The organism is Snodgrassella sp. ESL0304, from assembly GCF_013344995.1.
GTDB classification, from domain to species: domain Bacteria; phylum Pseudomonadota; class Gammaproteobacteria; order Burkholderiales; family Neisseriaceae; genus Snodgrassella; species Snodgrassella alvi.
In genome coordinates this window covers 129,476-148,036 of record NZ_JAAEDR010000012.1, presented here as the reverse complement: position 1 = coordinate 148,036, position 18,561 = coordinate 129,476, and the positions used below count along the sequence as shown (strand labels likewise).

The following is an 18,561-nucleotide window of genomic DNA, read 5'->3' as shown; positions in this document are numbered from 1 at the left end:
AACGCATATAAAAATATGCGTTTAAGAAATCGGCAGAAACAAACTTATTTTTAAAAGATTATCCATCCAGATGATTACTCTGCGGAGCCAGCACGGTACGATTGCCATTGCCTTCTGCGGCAGAGACAATTCCTTCTGCTTCCATTTGTTCAACCAGACGTGCAGCACGGTTATAACCGATGCGCAATTGTCTTTGTACAGAAGAAATACTTGCCTTACGAGTTTTAATTACCAGCGCCACTGCTTCATCATACAGAGGATCAATCTCATCATCGCTACTGCGTGACGATGCATTGCTGAACATATCATCATCACTGACCCCGGCAGTTAAAATATCATCAATATATTGGGGTTCGCCAAACTGTTTCAGATAATGTACTACCCGATGCACTTCTTCATCGGCGACAAAGGCCCCATGTACACGCTCCGGATAGGCGGTACCCGGTGGTAAAAACAGCATATCCCCCTGTCCGAGCAAGTTTTCAGCGCCCATCTGATCAAGAATGGTGCGACTGTCTACTTTACTGGATACCTGAAAAGCAATACGGGTTGGAATATTAGCTTTTATCAGTCCGGTTATAACATCTACACTGGGACGCTGGGTAGCCAGTATCAAATGAATACCGGCAGCACGGGCTTTTTGCGCCAGACGCGCAATAAGTTCTTCAATTTTTTTGCCGGCTGTCATCATCAAATCGGCAAATTCATCAACAATCACAACAATAAAAGGCAATTTTTCCAGTGGTTCAGGATTATCCGGCGTAAGTGAGAACGGATTAAACAGTTTTTGATTGCGTGCACCCAGTTCAGCAATTTTCTGATTGAATCCGGCCAGATTACGCACACCTGCATGACTCATCAGCCGGTAGCGTTTTTCCATCTCGTTTACGCACCAGGTCAGCGCATTGGCAGCCAGCTTCATATCCGTAACCACAGGCGCCAGCAGATGAGGGATACCTTCATATATGCTCAATTCAAGCATTTTCGGATCAATCATAATCAGGCGTACATCTTCAGGTGTGGCTTTAAACAGCAAAGACAGTATCATGGCATTAACACCTACCGACTTACCAGAACCTGTTGTTCCGGCTACCAAAAGATGTGGTGCTTTAGCCAAATCCGTTACCACAGGCTGACCGGTAATACCCTGACCAAGAGCGAGCGTCAATTTAGAACGGGATTGCTGAAATACCGAAGCTGAAAAGATCTCACTAAGACGGATAATCTGTCGTTTGGGGTTAGGTAATTCCAGTCCCATACAGGTTTTGCCCGGAATCGTTTCGACTACCCGGATAGAAGCAAAGCCCAGACTGCGTGCTAAATCTTTTTCCAGATTAACTACCTGACTACCGCGAACGCCCTGTGCCGGTTCAATTTCATAACGAGTAATGACCGGGCCGGCAAATGCATCGATGACACGAACTTTGACTTTAAATTCAGCCAGTTTTTCTTCGATGGTGATACCATTTTCCAGCAAGGTTTCTTCACTTTGTTGTGCCGCGGGATCATAATATGGTGGTAATAATAAATCCATCCCCGGCAGCATAGGTTTTAACTGTGGTTTATGCACCGGTGTGACGGCCGCTGTCTTATGTAAAGCTTTTTGCAGTGCCATACCGATAGCAGTTTGCGATGGCTGAGCACTATAGTTTTTTTGTTCTGTGGGTAGTGACTGCCGGTTATTTCGGATAACTACTCCGGCGCTTTCGACAACCGGTACTGATTCAGTTTGTTGTTCATCTTTTTCAATGACTTCGACATGATTAACAACTTCCGAACTGTCTTGCGGTTGAGTTTCAACCTTTGGCAAAAATGCAGATATATCTGTATTAGCTTCTTCTTCGTTGTAATGTTCATGCAAAGGGAAATAATCTGGCGTTTCTGTCTGCTCTTCAATTTCAGCGAAAAACGGATCTTCTGTAGCCAATATCGGAGTTTCCGCCACAGCAACATCTCCATCACTATCATCAGATAGATAGGAAGCGTTTCCAATACTAAAATCAGAATTCTCATAATAAGAATTTTCTGAATTATTATTGACAGTTACTGCCTGCTTTACTGTTGGCATATCCTGAGAATAATGAAACAGACTTCTTCTCGGGCGCAGATTCTCAGTGAAATTTTCATTCTGCTGTACTGGCTGCCGATTAAAAGAATCGCTATAGTCAGCATTACTGCTGGTGTAATTTTCTGCTACAGGAGCATTTCCAGCCGCAACTGTAGTAATAGATGTTGGCGGCATGGAATGAAAAGGTGTAAATCTGGTTGACAGTGGTGCCTGTGCACTGCCGGCGGCATCGGTAAAACCTTTGTCTGCAGACATATCAGCTACGGGTGCCGTCATTTTTACTGTATGGCTTTTACCGATACGTGCAGCTGCCGGAATAACACTTTCTCTGACTACCGGTCGCTGAAATTTCTGTTTGTTCACCGGTGAATCGGTTTTGGCCAGATTCGCATATATTTCATCTTCAGCTATTACTGGTATGCTATAACCAGAATTAAACTGCTGGGCATTTTCGTGATGGCGCTGTCTTGCCAGTCGCTGACGCAGCAGATTCAAACGAATATCTTCTTCGTTAATAATTTGCACACCATTATGTTCTCTCCCGAGTCTATGCTCATGAACTGACTGCTCAGGAACAGTAGTTACAGAATGCGGCAGGTGCGAAGGAGCACCAACAGAATTACCCAGTTTGTGATGGGTAGCCTGTTGTAAATCATCCAAATCAAAATTTTTTAATGCCCGGGCTTTTAACAAAGCAGCCTGTTCGGCTTTAGTACGCGAACGAACTTTATTTAATATCGGATCATCGACAGTAATTTCTTTCGCATTGCGATTGCGCTGCTGATTCTGACTGTTTAAAGGTTTGTACTGCCATTTAAGCTGAATAACTTCAAGAGCAGGCGCCTGTTCACTAACCGTATCAGTAAGCGGATGAGTTGCCACTTTACGGGTAGCTTCTGCCAGAGTAATTACTTCCAGATTTTTATCCGGAGGGAACACCACAGCGGTTTCAGCATGCTCATCACTGGTAATCAGTATGTTTTGATCTGTCTGATCATCATTATCGATATCAGTCTCTTCGTCTGTATCCGGCAAAATATTTTCTTCGGCCACAGCTTCAGCATGAATATCATTACCATCGGCAGCATCTTCTTTTTCGGCAGTATCTTCTTTTAAAGATTTAAACAATTTAACCGGAAACAAAGGGTTATCCTTTATTACCGGCAATTCATTATCAGTTTCGGCTGTGTCTTGTAAACTATCTTCATTTTCACTGACTGTTTTTTCCGTTTCACTTTTTACCGGTATAGGGGCGGATTCAATAACTGTAATCTGAGGAGTAACCGGTTCAGATTCCGATTTTTCAGTCTGTTGTTCTGGCTGACAGCTCTCACCAGTACTATTAGCCGGTACAGCCGAGTGAATTTCTTCATGATTATTTACAGTATCTATTGCTTCAGATTTAGTCTTTTGCAGTTCTGATTCTGACGGTTGTTCTTGTTGCGCTGAACTTTGAACTGTCTGATTGCGCTGTACAAGCTTTTGCGCCAGATAAGAAATACGGCTTTTCAAAGAGGGTCTGGCAACCTTCAATACCGGAAACTGACCTGCCTGAAACCGGTTTTCATAGCGAGTCAGATAGGTCAATTCCAGTTGCCATTTGCGTTCCTGAATATTACGCCACCAGAATAAAGCGCCTATAGCAATAATTAACAGTATTAATACAATCCACCACATACGTGTTCACGCTGCCTTATGGTTAATATCTGGTTAACAGACTATTTTTATTATTAATGCGACAAATTGACTTCTATATTATCAATTAAACGGGTAGTTCCCAAGATTGCAGCAGCCAGAATAACCAGATTTTTATCGGATATCTGAGCTTTTGTCAGCGTTTGTGCCTGCCTGATTTCAATATAATCAACCTGCCATCCATTTTGTTGCAAATACGTTGCGGCACTATTTTCCAAAGCCGAAAAGTTAGTATTTCCCAGCTTAATTGCATCGGCAATATTTTGTAACTGTGCAAACAACTGTGCTGCCTGTACATGCTCCTGTGCCGAAAGATAACCATTACGGCTGGATAAAGCCAAACCGGTTTGTGCTCGTTCAATTTCTACCGGAATGATTTCTATATTCATATTCAGATCCTGAACCATGCCTTTTATCACAGCCAGTTGCTGATAGTCTTTTTTACCAAAACAGGCTACATCAGGTTGAACAATATTAAACAATTTAGTTACTATTGTCGCCACCCCGCGAAAATGACCCGGACGGCTGCGCCCGCATAACTCATTCTGGATTGCCGGCGGTTCAACAAAATAACTCTGCACACCATTTGGATAAAGCTCGCTTTCATCAGGTGCAAATACCACATCAGCACCAGCTGCTTTAAGTTTTTCTGCATCCTGCTCTAAAGTACGCGGATATTTATCAAAATCTTCCCCGGCACCAAACTGTATCCTGTTAACAAATATACTTACTACCACTGAATCTGCATAAGCTTTAGCTGTACGTACCAGTGACAAATGACCTTCATGCAGATTACCCATAGTCGGTACCAGGGCTACGCGTTTAGCCTGCCTGCGCCATGAACGCATTTCAGCAATGGTATGTATTATATGCATAAATTATCCTGTAAAACTAAAACACACATAATTTATATACTGTTAATAAATGTCTTGTATATGTGAGAGTGAAATTATAACACTGCAAACCTACATTACAGAGTATCTGTAAAGCTTGTGTCATCATTTAAATATGTTACTATCAAACCAGACATGGCAGTAAGGATGCATATTATCAAATGTAAATTTTTGTATAGAACATCTTCCTTAGCCAATTAACCCATCTGAACTTAAGGAGCATTTATGAAAATCAAACACTGGTTCGCCGCTGCGGCCATGTGCTCTGCACTGGTGCTAACAGCCTGTGGCGGAAGTAAAAATAATTCAGAATCTGCATCTGCACCTGCACAGTCTAGTGCCGATAAAACTTATATTGTGGGTACAAATGCCGAATTTGCCCCTTTCGAGTCACGTACCGCTAATGGTTCACTTACCGGTTTTGATATTGACTTGCTTACCGCAATGGCTAAAGCCGGTAATTTCAAAATACAGTTTAAAGACCAGCCCTGGGATGGTCTGTTTGCCAGTTTAAATAATGGCGATTTAGATATAGTAGCTTCCGGGGTAACCATCACTGATGAACGTAAACAAAGTATGACTTTCAGCGATCCGTACTTTGATATTTCTATGATGGTACTGACACCGAAAGCAAAAACCTTTCATTCTCTGGCAGAGTTAAATAATATGCAGCGGGTAGCTGTTGCAAGTGGTCAGACCGGTGATCTGGCCGTTCAGAAAATACTTGGTGCCCAAAGTACCAAAATTGCCCGTTTTGATAGTGTACCTTTAGCCATTAAAGAGCTGGAAAATGGCGGAGTTGAGGCCATGGTTTCAGATGGTGCTGTTATCAGTAATTATGTTAAAGCCAACGGTGCTGATAAATTTACTATTAATAAGGTACCGGAATTTGGTGTAGACCATTATGGATTCGTGGTACGCAAAGGTGATACAGCCACAGTAGAAAAACTGAATGATGCATTGAAAAAAATTCGTGCCAGTGGCGAGTACGACAAAATCTACGCCAAATACTTTTCTAATTAAATCTTTCCCTGCCTTTTCAGGCAGTATTCATGATAAGCCTGTTATTAACATAACAGGCTTTTTTCATTAAATAATAATGTAATCTGCGCTGCGGCATTTATTATCACTTTTTACCTCCTGATTTGGCTTTTATCTGGCAAGGTTCTAAAATAGCCGTTTTCTTTAAAATAATATAAAACAGATATGAGTTATCGGATAACTGTTTTACCGGCAAGTGAAACTTTTTACGCAAAACAAGGGGAATCACTGCTTAATGCGGCTATTGAAAACGGTATTATGCTGCCGCATGCCTGTAAAAGTGGCTGTTGTGGTGCCTGCAAGGCGCAACTGACCGAGGGCAAAACTACTGAAATCAATTCACAGGCGGCCTTGAACAGTAAAGACAGCAATCAGCAGGATATTTTATTATGCTGTCAGAGTGCTGAAAGTGATATAACACTTTATCTACCCAATTATCTGGGTAAAAATAATCAGCCGGTTCAAACGCTGAATGCGCGGATTGATGATATTCGCTATTGTGCCAATGTAGCCATTGTTACCCTGAAACTGCCGCTAAAAAAACAGTTTAATTTTACAGCCGGACAATATGTCGATATTGTTCTCGCTGATAATTTACGCCGCAGTTACTCCATCGCCGGTTTTAATACTGATACTCGTCAGCTGGTTATTCATGTCCGCCGCCATACGGGTGGTGTTTTTTCTGAACAATTATTTGACGGACGGCTTCAGCAAAAAGATATTATTCACATTCACGGACCTTTAGGCAGCTTTCAACTGAGTAAACAGCAAAAACCATTAATTATGCTGGCATCTGGTACTGGTATTGCGCCAATTGAAGCTATGCTGAATACTCTGGCTGAACAACAATACCGGCAGGCTATCCATGTATACTGGGGAGTAGCCGCAGAAGAAAATTTGTACGATGCTACCTTATTGGACAAACTCTGCGCCAAATTGGTTCAGGCAAAGTGGACAGCGGTACTGTCCCGTCCGGAATCAGCCTGGAAAGGAGCTCGAGGGTATGTACAGGATATCGCTTTAAATGATTATCCTGACATGAGCAACCATGAAGTATATGCATGCGGACATCCGCAAATGATTGCCAGCGCACAATCCTTATTCTTCAAACAGGCTGCTCTGGCAGAAACAGCTTTCTTTGCCGATAATTTTACTCCTGCATCCTGAGTTATTTATGAAACTGACACCTCGTAAACATTATCTGCTGATGATTTTGTTATTACTTATTTACAGTCTGGTAATGATTTATGCGCTGGCTTATCCGCCGAATCCTAACCGGATTATTGAAACCTGGCTGCTTATGCTGCTTTTACAGCGTTTCTTCCCGAGCGTATGGCGCTGGCTGATGTGGTTAAGTGCTATTATTATTCTTTTATACCACCCTACTGCTACTCTGTACGGCCGGCCAAGTTTTGGTATTGTTGCTTCGTTATTAAGCACAACCGCCAGTGAAGCAAGTGAATATATATGTGCTATTCCATGGCACACCTACCTTGCTACTATTTTACTGGCTGCCGTTCCGCTGTTTATTGTACGTTTTAATCGTAAAGCCGCAGCACCTCGCTGGCGCTTTTACTGGAGTATTCCGCTGGTACTGATTCTAATAGTAATGACAGTACAGACAGCACGTAAGGGCTATACAACCGGTGGTTTTGCGTTGCGCGCACAACCAGTGGAATTTTTAGCAGATGCCTATCTGCAACCACGAGCCTATTTTGCTGCACTGGCAAAAATGAAGCAGGATTTAGCCAAACCTGACAACTGGCAAATCAGCAGCAGCCATCAGATTTATCGTAACTATGTACTGATTATCGGTGAAAGTGTACGTGCAGACTATATGCATCTGTATGGCTTTAAATATGCAGATACACCATTTCTGGATAAACATGCCAATATTGTTATGGATAATATGCTGTCTGCCGGCCCCAACACGCCTATTTCATTATTATACGGCTTAACGCTAAGCCATGGCAAACCTTTCAGCATTCAGAATAATGTTATTACTCTGGCTAAGAAAGCCGGTATGGATACGGTCTGGTTATCTAATCAGGGGGCTCTCGGACAATACGATACATCAATTTCCACTATTGCTCATCAGGCAAATCAGGTGACTTTTCTGAAAACAACCGGATACGATTTTGGTATACGCAGCTTTGATGATCAACTTATTGCACCGCTGCAAAAAGTTTTAAATCAGCCACTGCCTGCGAATCGGTCACGGCTGATTGTGCTGCATATCATGGGTTCTCATCCTAATCCGTGCGACCGTCTTCCACAACCAGCGCATCACTATGTCGATAATAACAACAGTAACTGCTATATTGACACTATCCGGCAGACAGACAATTTACTAAGTCAGATATATAGTGCATTACAGCACAGCGGTCAGCCATTCAGTATGTTGTATTTCAGCGATCACGGTTTAAGTCACGATAAAAACAGTTATGAAAAAAACAGCATCGTGCGTTCTGAAAGTATTCTTCGTCATAATGATCACTTCTATCAGAACTATCATGTTCCATTAGTGATTATCAGCAGTAATCAAACTGGACAATTACGTAACAAAGCACGGCGCAGCGGTTTAGAATTGCTGGATGGAGTTGCACAATGGCTGGGAATCAGCACCCCACAACTGCCGTATAGTAAACAATTTTTCAGTGAAACGGACAGTACTCAGCTAGAGGTTCTGGATCTCAATCAGCGGTTACAACCTGTAGATAAGCTGCAAAACGATCCTCTCCCTGCACAATTGCAGTGACAATTACATAAAAAAACAATCTCTCTGTTTTTTTACAAAGCAGAGAGATTAAATTTTTCAAATAATTTCAGATTAAAGCTTTACATTTGATATGAATCAAAACACTTCTGAACAAAAACATTATAATGAATTTACTTTGATTGGTTTCCTCTTGATGTGTGTGTTTAAGTGTGGCTCTTCGCCACACTTTTTTTTATCTTAATTTTGACATTCTTAACATAATTATTCAATTGTTACTGATTCAAATTTGTTCTGATCAGCTTCCTGAGAATCCGCAAAATCCAGTACTACTTCATCTGACTGCGGAAGATAATCTATAAGCACAGCACCGCCCTCACTTAACCTTCCGAACAGCAATTCATCTGCCAGCAATTTACGGATACGTTCCTGTATCAGACGATGCATCGGACGCGCACCCATTGCTGCATCAAAACCATTTTTAGCCAGAAAAACACGCAGAGCCGGTGTAAATTCTGCCACAACCTGTTTAGACAATAACTGCTGTTCCAGAGCCAGCAAGAACTTATCAACCACTTTCGCAATAATTTGTTCATCCAATGCCTTAAATGGAACAATAGCATCCAGGCGATTGCGAAATTCAGGAGTAAAAGTATTCTTAATAGCAATCAAACTGTCAGACTGTTCACGCTGACCGGTAAATCCAAGATTCGGTCTGGCAAGCTCGGCAGCACCTGCATTAGTGGTCATAATGACAATTACATTACGAAAATCCGCACTACGTCCATTATTATCTGTGAGTTTGGCATAATCCATCACTTGTAACAGCACATTAAATACATCAGGATGGGCTTTTTCAATTTCATCCAGCAGTAACACACAATACGGCTGTTTATTCACCGCGTCAGTTAACAATCCACCCTGCTCGTATCCAACATAGCCCGGCGGTGAACCAATCAAACGCGAAACTGCATGCCGTTCCATATATTCAGACATATCAAAGCGTAGTAATGGTAAATCCAGCAACTGCGCCAGCTGTCTGGCAACCTCAGTTTTACCGACGCCGGTAGGCCCGGCAAACAGAAAACTGCCAATCGGCTTATCAGCCGGTTTCAAACCGGAACGAGCCATTTTTATTGATGCAGCCAGTACATCAATAGCCTGATCCTGTCCAAAAACTTTTGCTTTCAGGTTATCGGCCAGAAAACGCAATACCTGCTTATCATCATGAGAAACAGCAGTTTCCGGAATACGTGCCACCTTAGCGACAATAGCCTCAATCTCAGCCCGTCCGATAACTTTACGCTGTCTGGATTTCGGCTGAATTTTTTGTGCAGCAGCTGCCTCATCAATGATATCAATCGCCTTATCAGGCAGAAATCGCTCGTTTATATAGCGTGCGGATAACTCAGCAGCAGCCTGTAATGCTGCACGGGTATAACGTACCTGATGAAAGTGCTCAAATGCCGGACGTAAGCCCTGCAATATCTGTACCGTTTCCGGTACGGAAGGTTCTACTACATCTATTTTCTGAAAACGCCGGCTTAATGCATGATCCTTATCAAAAATAGTACGGTATTCCTGATACGTAGTGGCGCCAATACAGCGCATACTTCCTTTAGCTAACGCGGGCTTAAGCAGATTGGATGCATCCATTGTCCCGCCGGATACACTGCCGGCTCCGATGATGGTATGAATTTCATCAACAAACAATACAGCTTTATCCAGCTCACTTAATTCTTTGATTACTGCTTTCAGGCGTGCTTCAAAATCACCACGATATTTGGTACCGGCCAGCAGTGCGCCCATATCCAGAGAAAAAACTACTGACCCCTTAATAGATTCAGGTACCTTTTCATTCACCAGCAGATAGGCCAGTCCTTCTGCCAGAGCAGTTTTACCTACACCAGCCTCACCTACCAGTAATGGATTGTTTTTGCGCCGTCGACACAATGTCTGAATCAGACGCTGCATTTCTTCATTGCGTCCGATTAACGGATCAATACGTCCGGCCATTACCTCCATATTAAGATTCACTGTATACAGTTCGAGTGCTTTTGCCTCTGCTTTGGCTGCTTCTGTTTCATTATTCTGCTCGGTATTTTTATCCTGAGAAAAACGATGATTACCCAGTGTCAGATATCGCAGCACATCCAGACGGGTTACTGATTGCGATTCAATAAAATAGACAGCATGACTGTCTTTTTCCGACATTATCGCAACCAATACATCAACCGGCGTTACCTCTCCTTTTGCCTGAGCCGCACGTACATGCACGATAGCCTGCTGTAAAACCCGCTGAAAACCCAGTGTAGGCTGTAATTCAGACTGTTCCAGCTCATTATCCGGCAAAACCGGAGTGTTTTCATAAATACTCTGTTGTAACTGTTTAGCCAGCAAATGATTGTCTACACCCACAGCCTGTAATACTTCACTAACATCTTCACTTTGTTGCAACAGGCCGAGCAATAAATGTTCCACTCCAATAAATTCGAAGGCACGGCTACGAGCCTCGGCATAAACATATTGCAGAATTTTTTCAAGCTGTGCCGAAATCATATCCGACCTCCTGACAAAGTAACGTTATCAATAGCGACTGCAACCAATTTTATTCACTTGTATAAACAACATGAAGCATACACGATAAAATTCAAGTAGCGCCCGCAGAACTAATATTTCACCCGTAATTACCCAAACAGGCAATTCAGGCCTCTTCTACCAAACACTGTAAAGGAAAACCGGCTGCTTCCGAGCGTGACAAAACCTGATTACATTTTGTTTCTGCAATATCTTTTTGAAACACACCGCATATCCCGCTGCCTGATTCATGTACCATCAGCATAATAGCTATGGCCTGCGTATGTGGTAAATGAAACACATCCATTAAAATTGCAATTACAAAGTCCATTGTCGTGTAATCATCATTCAGCAAAACCACTTTATAGCGCTTTGGCGGCATTATCATGGATTTCTGGCTCTGGCTAACAATTTGTATCTTCGAATTTGACATTGTCTATTAATCTACATGTATCTGTGGGTTTTTAGTAACGGTTTTAATAATTTTATCATTTTTCGGTAAGCTTGCTTGACGTTAGTTCTTAACCTATGTAAAAAGACTACTTAACAAGTCAGACATAGACTGCCAGACAAACTGTTGTACAGTCGTTCACTATTTTTTTGGCCTTTTTGTGTCGTAAACTTGTTCTTTATTTTGTTTTTTATGTATAGGAAGTTTCATGGCAACTGGTATTGTTAAGTGGTTTAACGACGCTAAAGGTTTTGGTTTTATTACCCCAGATGAAGGTGGCGAAGATTTGTTTGCACATTTCTCTGCAATCAACATGAATGGTTTCAAAACCTTGAAAGAAGGTCAACGTGTATCTTTTGATGTGACCACCGGTCCAAAAGGTAAACAAGCGGCTAATATTCAGGCAGCTTAATCTTAGCCGGTTGTCCGGTTAGTCTAAAATAGCGGCAAAAGCCGCTATTTTCTGTTTGAAATTGAAGAAATTGTCTTTTGCAGGATAATGACCTAAATATTTATCTGTATCATTAATCTCTATTTAACTGGCCGTTGATATTCAGACAGTTAATATTCCTGCACGTAATTTGTCCTGAAATTCCTGTATCTGAATTGATATATTTCTTACTGAAACTATCTTAAAAGACAGAATTAATATCCAAATACAAAAACCGCAGCAATAAACAAGCTGCGGTTTTTTACAGGATAAATCGTTTAAATAATCTATCAGGACTGAACAGATGATTTAGCCGGTAACAGCAAATTAAGCACAATCGCCAGTAAAGCGCACAAACCCACACCAGCAAAAGCCATCGTACCAATCTTCACAACCATACCGCCGATACCGACAGTCAGTACGGAACTGACAATCACCAGATTACGCGGTTCCATCAAATCCACTTTGGCATCAATCAGCGTTTTCAAACCTAATGAAGCAATAGTACCAAACAGCAACAACATAATCCCGCCCATTACCGGCAACGGAATAGAGCTGAGAAATGCATTAAACTTACCAAAAAAAGCCATAAAAATTGCAAAAACGGCTGCCCAGGTCATAATTACCGGATTACTGTTTTTAGTAATCATCACCGCGCCGGTAACCTCTCCATAAGTAGTAACCGGAGGGCCGCCAATCAGACCGGCCACACATACACCCAAACCATCACCCAGCAAAGTCCGATGCAAACCGGGGTCTTTTACATAATCGTGGCCTGTTACCTTACCAATCGCCATGATTCCGCCAATATGCTCAATAGCTGGTGCGATAGCTACGGGCAGCATAAACAGTGCAGCCTGCCAGTTAACCTCAGGTGTAGCGAAATGCGGCACAGCAAACCAGGGTGCCGCTGCCATGGCACTGGTATCTACCATACCGGTAAATAAGGCCATAATATAACCGGCAGCCACACCGATCAGAATCGGAATCAGCCGCATCATTTTGCTGCCGAATACTGTAACAATAACCGTTACAGCAAATGTGAAACCGGACAAAAATAATGAATGAGCGTAATCAACCACCTGCTTATCACCGGATCTGCCCATAGCCATACTGCTCGCTACCACAGCCACCGATAAACCTATCACCATAATCACCGGACCAATGACCACTGGTGGCAGTAAACGATGTACTGAAGCCAGACCGCGCCATTTAATTAATGCGGCAAAAACAAAATACATAAAGCCGGCAGCAAACAGACCAAACATAGTTGAACCAAGTCCCCATTCCTGCATGGCATAAATAATCGGTGCAATAAACGCAAAAGAGGAACCAAGATAAATCGGTACTTTACGTTTAGTACAAAGTTGAAATAATAAAGTACCTATACCTGCACCCATTAATGCCAGTGCCGGATTCAGCCCTGTCAGCAACGGTACCAGAACCATAGCACCAAATGCTACAAACAGAATTTGCGCGCCGGCAAGCGCGAGTTTCAAATGGTGTCCCACCCTGACACTCCCGATAAATAAACAAAACCCAGTATTATAATATAGGACGTTATAAAAAATAGTTATAGTTTGTCGCCATCAGGCTAAAACTTGAATATTTTATTTAATCGTTAAAACAGCAGTTTAATTGTAAATTTAAAAAATAATCACCAAAAAGGCTTGCACGATTTAATTTTATTGCGCATAATGCGCTCCTCTTTCGCCGGCATAGCTCAGTTGGTAGAGCAGCTGACTTGTAATCAGAAGGTCCCGAGTTCGACTCTTGGTGCCGGCACCAGTTAAAAACAAAAAAGCATAATCTCAGGATTATGCTTTTTTGTTTTTAACGACCATCTACTCTTCTGGATTTTTTATTAACAAAATAAGTTAATACTTATGAGTGATTATCACTTATGCCTGTCTCTAAAAAATCAATCAGTAATTACTGAACTTTCGTCCTATCTTACATTAAACTAATATGCGGCCTTGTCTGTTTTAATTATCGTATATTTATGTAATCGTAATTTATCTTTATCACTTGAGATTTATTGACAGACACAATAGTTTTATATTTATACAATGATAAATAATTTTAAAAATTAACAATTTATATCCGTTATTCTAAAGCAGAGTTATTATCACAGATATTAAAATATTGTTAGCAGAAACTAAAAATTTGTTTTAGAATAATTACACGCTGAACGTTTATCGCCCATCCATCTGAGTTAATCAGGATTACTGGATGGCATTTTTAATTGTAGCGGCTTCAGCATATGTATATTGCAGTAAAAAATCCATGTCTCAAAATATCTATCAGTTAAAACCGCATGAACGCCCCATGATGGCGGGCTCACCGTCATTTCCCGACCATCCGTGGAAAAGGCGTTTATGCTACGGCATCATTGGAACAATCGTTGGCTTAACTGCCGGATTTACCAATGGCATGATGCTGGCTAACATTCCCCAGATTCAGGGCTACTTGGGACTGACACCTGAACAGGGCGGCTGGATACAGGTATCTTATTACATGTTCAGCGCCATTATCAGTGTATTACTTTTTAAAATCCGCCAGAATTTCGGGTTGCCGCGTTATGTAGGCTATATCATTCTTGGGCTGATACTGACTAATTGCCTTCAGTTTTTTTTCCATGATTATTATATGGAATTATTCGCCCGTGGTATGAGCGGGTTGGTAGGCGGCAGCTTAAACAGTGTAGCCATGTATTACATGATGCAGGCGATGCCGGCTATTCATCGTGGTAAAGGCATGATATTCGGGCTGGGGCTTACTCAGCTCAGCCAGCCGCTGGCCAGATTTATTTCTCCCCTGCTTTTACAGCACGAACAGTTTCAGCTTGTATTCAGCTTTCAGCTAGGTATGGCATTACTGGTATGCGGTGCAGTATGGCTGTTACCTATTCCCTCTGGCTATCTGGAAAAATCTTTCGAAAAAATTGATCTGATAAGCTTCCCTTTGCTGGCTGCCGGAATTGCCTTTATTTCTGCAGGAGCGGTACAAGGCAGGATTGTCTGGTGGGACAAAGACTGGATTGGCTGGCTGTTTGTAGCCGGCGTCGTATGCTGTATGCTTTCCGTGATTATTGAATACAACCGCAAACACCCGATGCTGGATATCAAATGGATGATGCATACCAACGGTATGCTCCAGATACTGATTTTCGGTTCACTGATACGGGTTGCCTTATCTGAACAAAATATGGGTGCGGCCGGTCTGATGACAGTTTTAGGTCTGAGTAATGACCAGATGATACATTTTTATGCTGTTGTTTCCTGCGGTGCTGCACTCGGATTGCTTACTAGTGTATTAACATTCAATCCTCTTGATATTAAATTACCTTTGGTCATTTCATTTGCCATTATTGCTATGGCCAGTTTTATGGAAGTTGGACAGAATCAGTGGTCACGGCCGGTTAACTTCTATATTCCCGAGTTTATGATTGCCTTTGCTTCGCTGTTTTTTTTCGGGCCGGTTATGATGGAAGGACTGATACGGGCTCTTTCCAAAGACCCTGTATACATCATGAGTTTCTCGGCAGTATTCGGTTTTTCACAAACTGTCGGTGGACTAATCGGTTCAGCGTTACTTAATGCTTTCATTACGATCAGAACACGCATTCATCTGATTAACAGCGCAGACAGTGCATACCTGACAGACCCGCTAGTCAATCAGGCAATTCAGAAGAATGCTCTGGCCAGCCAGCGCTTTAGTTTTGATAGCAGCTGGAATCATGCCTATGGTGTCAGTAAACTGATTCAACAGGACACCATGCTGGCACAAATAGCTGCTTACAATGATTTATTTGTTTTGGTGGGAATCGGTTCGTTAATCTGCTTTCTGGTTGTCGGCGCACATCGCTGGTGGCATCAGATACACGGTACCAACCCTATCGGGCGTGAACTGAGAAACTATGCGGCTGCCCGCCAGCGTGCAATGCAAGAACCGCCAAAACAATAAAATAAAGAAGGACAATAATGACTGACACACAACAAAACAATCCGGATCAAAATCAGAAAACAACCGGCAATCAAACTGTACAGTCTGCTCCGGCAGCAAACAAAACCGCTAAAGAACAGACATCTGCTCAGCCAAATACGAATCAGGCGGGCACGAACCAGCAAAACAGCTCATCCGCTTCTGCCGGTAAGGCTAATCCCTCACCTGCCCAGCCGGCAGCCAGTCAGTGGCAGCCTCCTAAACGTAAATGGTTTGTAACAGCTATTCTGGTACTGGTATTAATGCTTGGTGTCCTGATGATTTTACGTGCATGGAAATTACCACCATTCCGCAACTCAATGGTATCAACTGATAATGCATATGTACGTGGTCAGACTACCATAATCAGTCCTCAAGTAACTGGTTACGTTACTAAGGTATATGTTCAGGATTTTGACGACGTTAAGGCTGGACAGCCACTCATACAGATTGATGACCGCATCTACAAACAAAAAGTTGCAGCCGCTGAAGCCGGAATTGGTTTACAGGATAGCTCTTTAGCCAATTACGAACAGAATCGCCGCAGTAAAGAAGCAACTCTGGCAGCCCGTGAGGCAGATATTGCCAATGCTCAGGCGCAACTGGAAAAAGCTCAGGCTGATATGGCCCGGGTAAATATTCTGGTTACGGATGGTTCGCTTTCCTTACGTGAACGTGACCAGACAAGAGCTGCGTTAAAACAGGCTCAAACCGGAGTTGCGGAAGCTAAAGCACAATATCGGGTTGCTCAGGAAGATCTGAAAAGCACTCATGTTAACAAGAGCGGCCTGAAAGCAAACGTTGATAATGCACATGCACAGCTCGGACTGGCTCAGATTGATTTATCCAATACCGTTGTCCGGGCGCCTGAAAGTGGCCGGCTAAGTGAAATCAGCGTCAAAAATGGTCAGCTGGTAAATGCCGGAACACAATTAATGTTTCTGGTACCCGCACGCAAATGGGTAGTCGCTAACTTTAAAGAGGCACAGACAGCCAATATCCGCGTTGGTCAGCCAGCATGGTTTACAGTGGATGCCCTGAACGGAGCCAGAGTCAAAGGTACCGTAGAAAAAATTTCTCCGGCTGCCGGCAGTGAATTTTCTGCAATCAAACCAGATACCACTACAGGTAACTTCGTTAAAGTACCACAGCGTATCGCTGTCCGCATACGCATTGATACCAGTAATGATCTTTTTGAACGTCTGCGCCCGGGCATGTCTGTGGTAGTAAGTATAGATACAACCAGAGTGAAAGCATGAAAACACCTTTAATCAGACTGTTTACCCTGATCGCCCTATCAGTCAGTGCCAGTGGTTGTATTCCCAGAATTCCGAACATTCCGGCAGCTGCGCGGGTCGACGTTCCGGTACAGTGGCATGAACAGTATCATCACTCCGCTCAACATGCAGATGCACAATGGTGGACTCAGCTTAATGATCCGGTTTTAAACCGGCTTATCAGTGAAGCACTTGCTAATAACATTGATATCGCTCTGGCACAAACACGAATACAGGAAGCACTCGCTCAGGAACATGCTTCGCGCGCATCCTTACTACCCAGTCTGGAAGCCAGCGGCGGTACTTCACGGCAAAAAAGCCTGAATGCTTTTGGTATTGCTACCATTAACCGGGTAGAACAGCCAACATTTCAGGCTGCATACGAACTGGATGTTTTTGGTCAAAACCGTAATGCATGGAAAGCACGTCGTCTGAACCGGCAGGTCAGTGAAATTGCCGAAGAAGCAACCCGTCTGAGTGTCATCACAACTACGGTTAAATCTTATGTCACTCTGCGTGCACTTGATGAAAAGCTGAATTTACTGCAAAAAACTCTGGAAGCGCGTCAGCGAGAGCTAAAAATTGCTCAATCTAAAGCTAATGTCGGCTATACATCCAAGCTGGAACTGAATCAGGCACAGGCTGAATATGCAGCCACACTGCAACAGATTCCAGTAGTTCAATCCAGTATCAGCCAGCAGGAACATGCTCTGAGTATGCTGACAGGCAGTAGCAGCCGTACCATTGAACGCGGTTTATCCTTATCGGAACTGCATGCACCGGCTATACCTGACATACTGCCTTCTGATCTGATGAAAAATCGTCCGGATATAGTTCAGTCAGCACTATTAATAGCTGCCAGTGATGCCAGTCTGGCTTCGGCTCAGGCACAATTTTTACCTTCCGTGAAAATCAGCGCTACATTCGGCCGTCTGTTTACCACTTCACCAATTAAAGAACCGGTTAATTTATGGAGTATAGGCGGCAGTATTCTGGCACCTGTATTCGAAGGCGGACGATTAAAAGCAAATTTTGATCTGAATGTAGCTAAACGTAATGAAGCTGTCTGGAACTATCGCAAAACTGTGCTGACTGCTCTGAAGGAAGTTGAAGACCAATTATCCGGCAGTTATCGCCTGCAGGAACAGGAACAAGCTTTGGAAATGGAACGAAATGCACTGGAGAATGCCCTGCACCATGCAACAAATCGTTATCGTGCAGGTTATTCTCCTTATCTTGATGTTCTGGACAGCCAGCGCAATTTACTAAGCGTACAAAGTCAGCTGATTCAGAGTAAAGCAGATTATCTGAATTCACAGGTTTCACTTTATCAGGCTCTTGGCGGAGGCTGGACAGCACCTGCAGGTAAATAATTTCAGCCACAACCGCACAGGATTGAATACAAAGCAGAATAAACAGACTATAATAT

General features: G+C 42.8%; 12 protein-coding genes and 1 tRNA gene. 8 read left to right on the top strand and 5 right to left on the bottom strand.

Annotation, left to right across the window (positions count from 1 at the left end):
• Positions 1-58: 58 nt before the first annotated feature.
• Together GYX91_RS11040 and panC are read right to left on the bottom strand one after the other, a co-directional pair.
• On the bottom strand, positions 59-3,745 hold the full coding sequence (locus tag GYX91_RS11040; protein WP_238791317.1) for a DNA translocase FtsK: 3,687 nt from the start codon (positions 3,743-3,745) through the stop codon (positions 59-61).
• 53 nt (positions 3,746-3,798) lie between these two features.
• Positions 3,799-4,638, bottom strand: a complete 840-nt coding sequence (gene panC, locus GYX91_RS04230; RefSeq protein WP_037391876.1) for a pantoate--beta-alanine ligase — start codon at positions 4,636-4,638, stop codon at positions 3,799-3,801.
• A gap of 243 nt (positions 4,639-4,881) precedes the next feature.
• Here panC and GYX91_RS04225 point away from each other — a divergent pair, with 243 nt between their 5' ends.
• The 3 genes from GYX91_RS04225 to GYX91_RS04215 all read left to right on the top strand — a co-directional run bounded on the left by GYX91_RS04225 (position 4,882) and on the right by GYX91_RS04215 (position 8,455).
• Positions 4,882-5,679, top strand: a complete 798-nt coding sequence (locus tag GYX91_RS04225; RefSeq protein ID WP_084551603.1) for a basic amino acid ABC transporter substrate-binding protein — start codon at positions 4,882-4,884, stop codon at positions 5,677-5,679.
• 183 nt (positions 5,680-5,862) lie between these two features.
• A complete protein-coding gene (locus tag GYX91_RS04220) occupies positions 5,863-6,864 on the top strand; it encodes a 2Fe-2S iron-sulfur cluster-binding protein (RefSeq protein WP_084551604.1) in 1,002 nt (333 codons plus the stop codon).
• A gap of 7 nt (positions 6,865-6,871) precedes the next feature.
• Positions 6,872-8,455 carry a phosphoethanolamine transferase gene (locus tag GYX91_RS04215; RefSeq protein WP_174830022.1) on the top strand — a complete coding sequence of 528 codons (1,584 nt, stop codon included), beginning with the start codon at positions 6,872-6,874 and terminating at the stop codon, positions 8,453-8,455.
• Positions 8,456-8,677: 222 nt separating this feature from the next.
• Here GYX91_RS04215 and clpA read toward each other — a convergent pair whose 3' ends face one another.
• Both clpA and clpS read right to left on the bottom strand, forming a co-directional pair.
• Positions 8,678-10,972, bottom strand: coding sequence for an ATP-dependent Clp protease ATP-binding subunit ClpA (clpA, locus tag GYX91_RS04210; RefSeq protein WP_025330481.1), 2,295 nt, complete (start codon positions 10,970-10,972; stop codon positions 8,678-8,680).
• A 145-nt stretch (positions 10,973-11,117) separates the two neighbouring features.
• Positions 11,118-11,423, bottom strand: a complete 306-nt coding sequence (gene clpS / locus GYX91_RS04205) for an ATP-dependent Clp protease adapter ClpS (RefSeq protein WP_025330480.1) — start codon at positions 11,421-11,423, stop codon at positions 11,118-11,120.
• A 226-nt stretch (positions 11,424-11,649) separates the two neighbouring features.
• Between clpS and GYX91_RS04200 the strand changes: the two genes are divergently transcribed.
• A complete protein-coding gene (locus GYX91_RS04200; protein WP_025330479.1) occupies positions 11,650-11,853 on the top strand; it encodes a cold-shock protein in 204 nt (67 codons plus the stop codon).
• Between the two features lie 308 nt (positions 11,854-12,161).
• On the opposite strand, the gene GYX91_RS04195 is transcribed toward GYX91_RS04200, so the two are convergent.
• On the bottom strand, positions 12,162-13,382 hold the full coding sequence (locus tag GYX91_RS04195) for a uracil-xanthine permease family protein (protein ID WP_078474813.1): 1,221 nt from the start codon (positions 13,380-13,382) through the stop codon (positions 12,162-12,164).
• A 201-nt stretch (positions 13,383-13,583) separates the two neighbouring features.
• Between GYX91_RS04195 and GYX91_RS04190 the strand changes: the two genes are divergently transcribed.
• From GYX91_RS04190 to GYX91_RS04175, 4 genes are all read left to right on the top strand, one after another.
• Positions 13,584-13,659 (top strand) — tRNA-Thr (locus GYX91_RS04190).
• A gap of 444 nt (positions 13,660-14,103) precedes the next feature.
• Positions 14,104-15,837 (top strand): MFS transporter, encoded by a 1,734-nt coding sequence (locus GYX91_RS04185; RefSeq protein ID WP_084551606.1) that lies wholly within the window; start codon positions 14,104-14,106, stop codon positions 15,835-15,837.
• A gap of 17 nt (positions 15,838-15,854) precedes the next feature.
• Entirely contained in the window at positions 15,855-17,114 is a 1,260-nt protein-coding gene (locus GYX91_RS04180) for an HlyD family secretion protein (RefSeq protein ID WP_084551607.1), read from the top strand.
• Entirely contained in the window at positions 17,111-18,505 is a 1,395-nt protein-coding gene (locus GYX91_RS04175; protein WP_174830021.1) for an efflux transporter outer membrane subunit, read from the top strand. The genes GYX91_RS04180 and GYX91_RS04175 overlap by 4 nt, the downstream gene beginning before the upstream one ends.
• Positions 18,506-18,561: the final 56 nt, after the last annotated feature.

Bases quoted from the DNA above. Each gene is read 5' to 3' on its own strand.
- GYX91_RS11040 (WP_238791317.1), bottom strand. From the start codon at position 3,745: ATGTGGTGGATTGTATTAATACTGTTAATTATTGCTATAGGCGCTTTA.
- panC (WP_037391876.1), bottom strand. From the start codon at position 4,638: ATGCATATAATACATACCATTGCTGAAATGCGTTCATGGCGCAGGCAG.
- GYX91_RS04225 (WP_084551603.1), top strand. From the start codon at position 4,882: ATGAAAATCAAACACTGGTTCGCCGCTGCGGCCATGTGCTCTGCACTG.
- GYX91_RS04220 (WP_084551604.1), top strand. From the start codon at position 5,863: ATGAGTTATCGGATAACTGTTTTACCGGCAAGTGAAACTTTTTACGCA.
- GYX91_RS04215 (WP_174830022.1), top strand. From the start codon at position 6,872: ATGAAACTGACACCTCGTAAACATTATCTGCTGATGATTTTGTTATTA.
- clpA (WP_025330481.1), bottom strand. From the start codon at position 10,972: ATGATTTCGGCACAGCTTGAAAAAATTCTGCAATATGTTTATGCCGAG.
- clpS (WP_025330480.1), bottom strand. From the start codon at position 11,423: ATGTCAAATTCGAAGATACAAATTGTTAGCCAGAGCCAGAAATCCATG.
- GYX91_RS04200 (WP_025330479.1), top strand. From the start codon at position 11,650: ATGGCAACTGGTATTGTTAAGTGGTTTAACGACGCTAAAGGTTTTGGT.
- GYX91_RS04185 (WP_084551606.1), top strand. From the start codon at position 14,104: ATGGCATTTTTAATTGTAGCGGCTTCAGCATATGTATATTGCAGTAAA.
- GYX91_RS04180 (WP_084551607.1), top strand. From the start codon at position 15,855: ATGACTGACACACAACAAAACAATCCGGATCAAAATCAGAAAACAACC.
- GYX91_RS04175 (WP_174830021.1), top strand. From the start codon at position 17,111: ATGAAAACACCTTTAATCAGACTGTTTACCCTGATCGCCCTATCAGTC.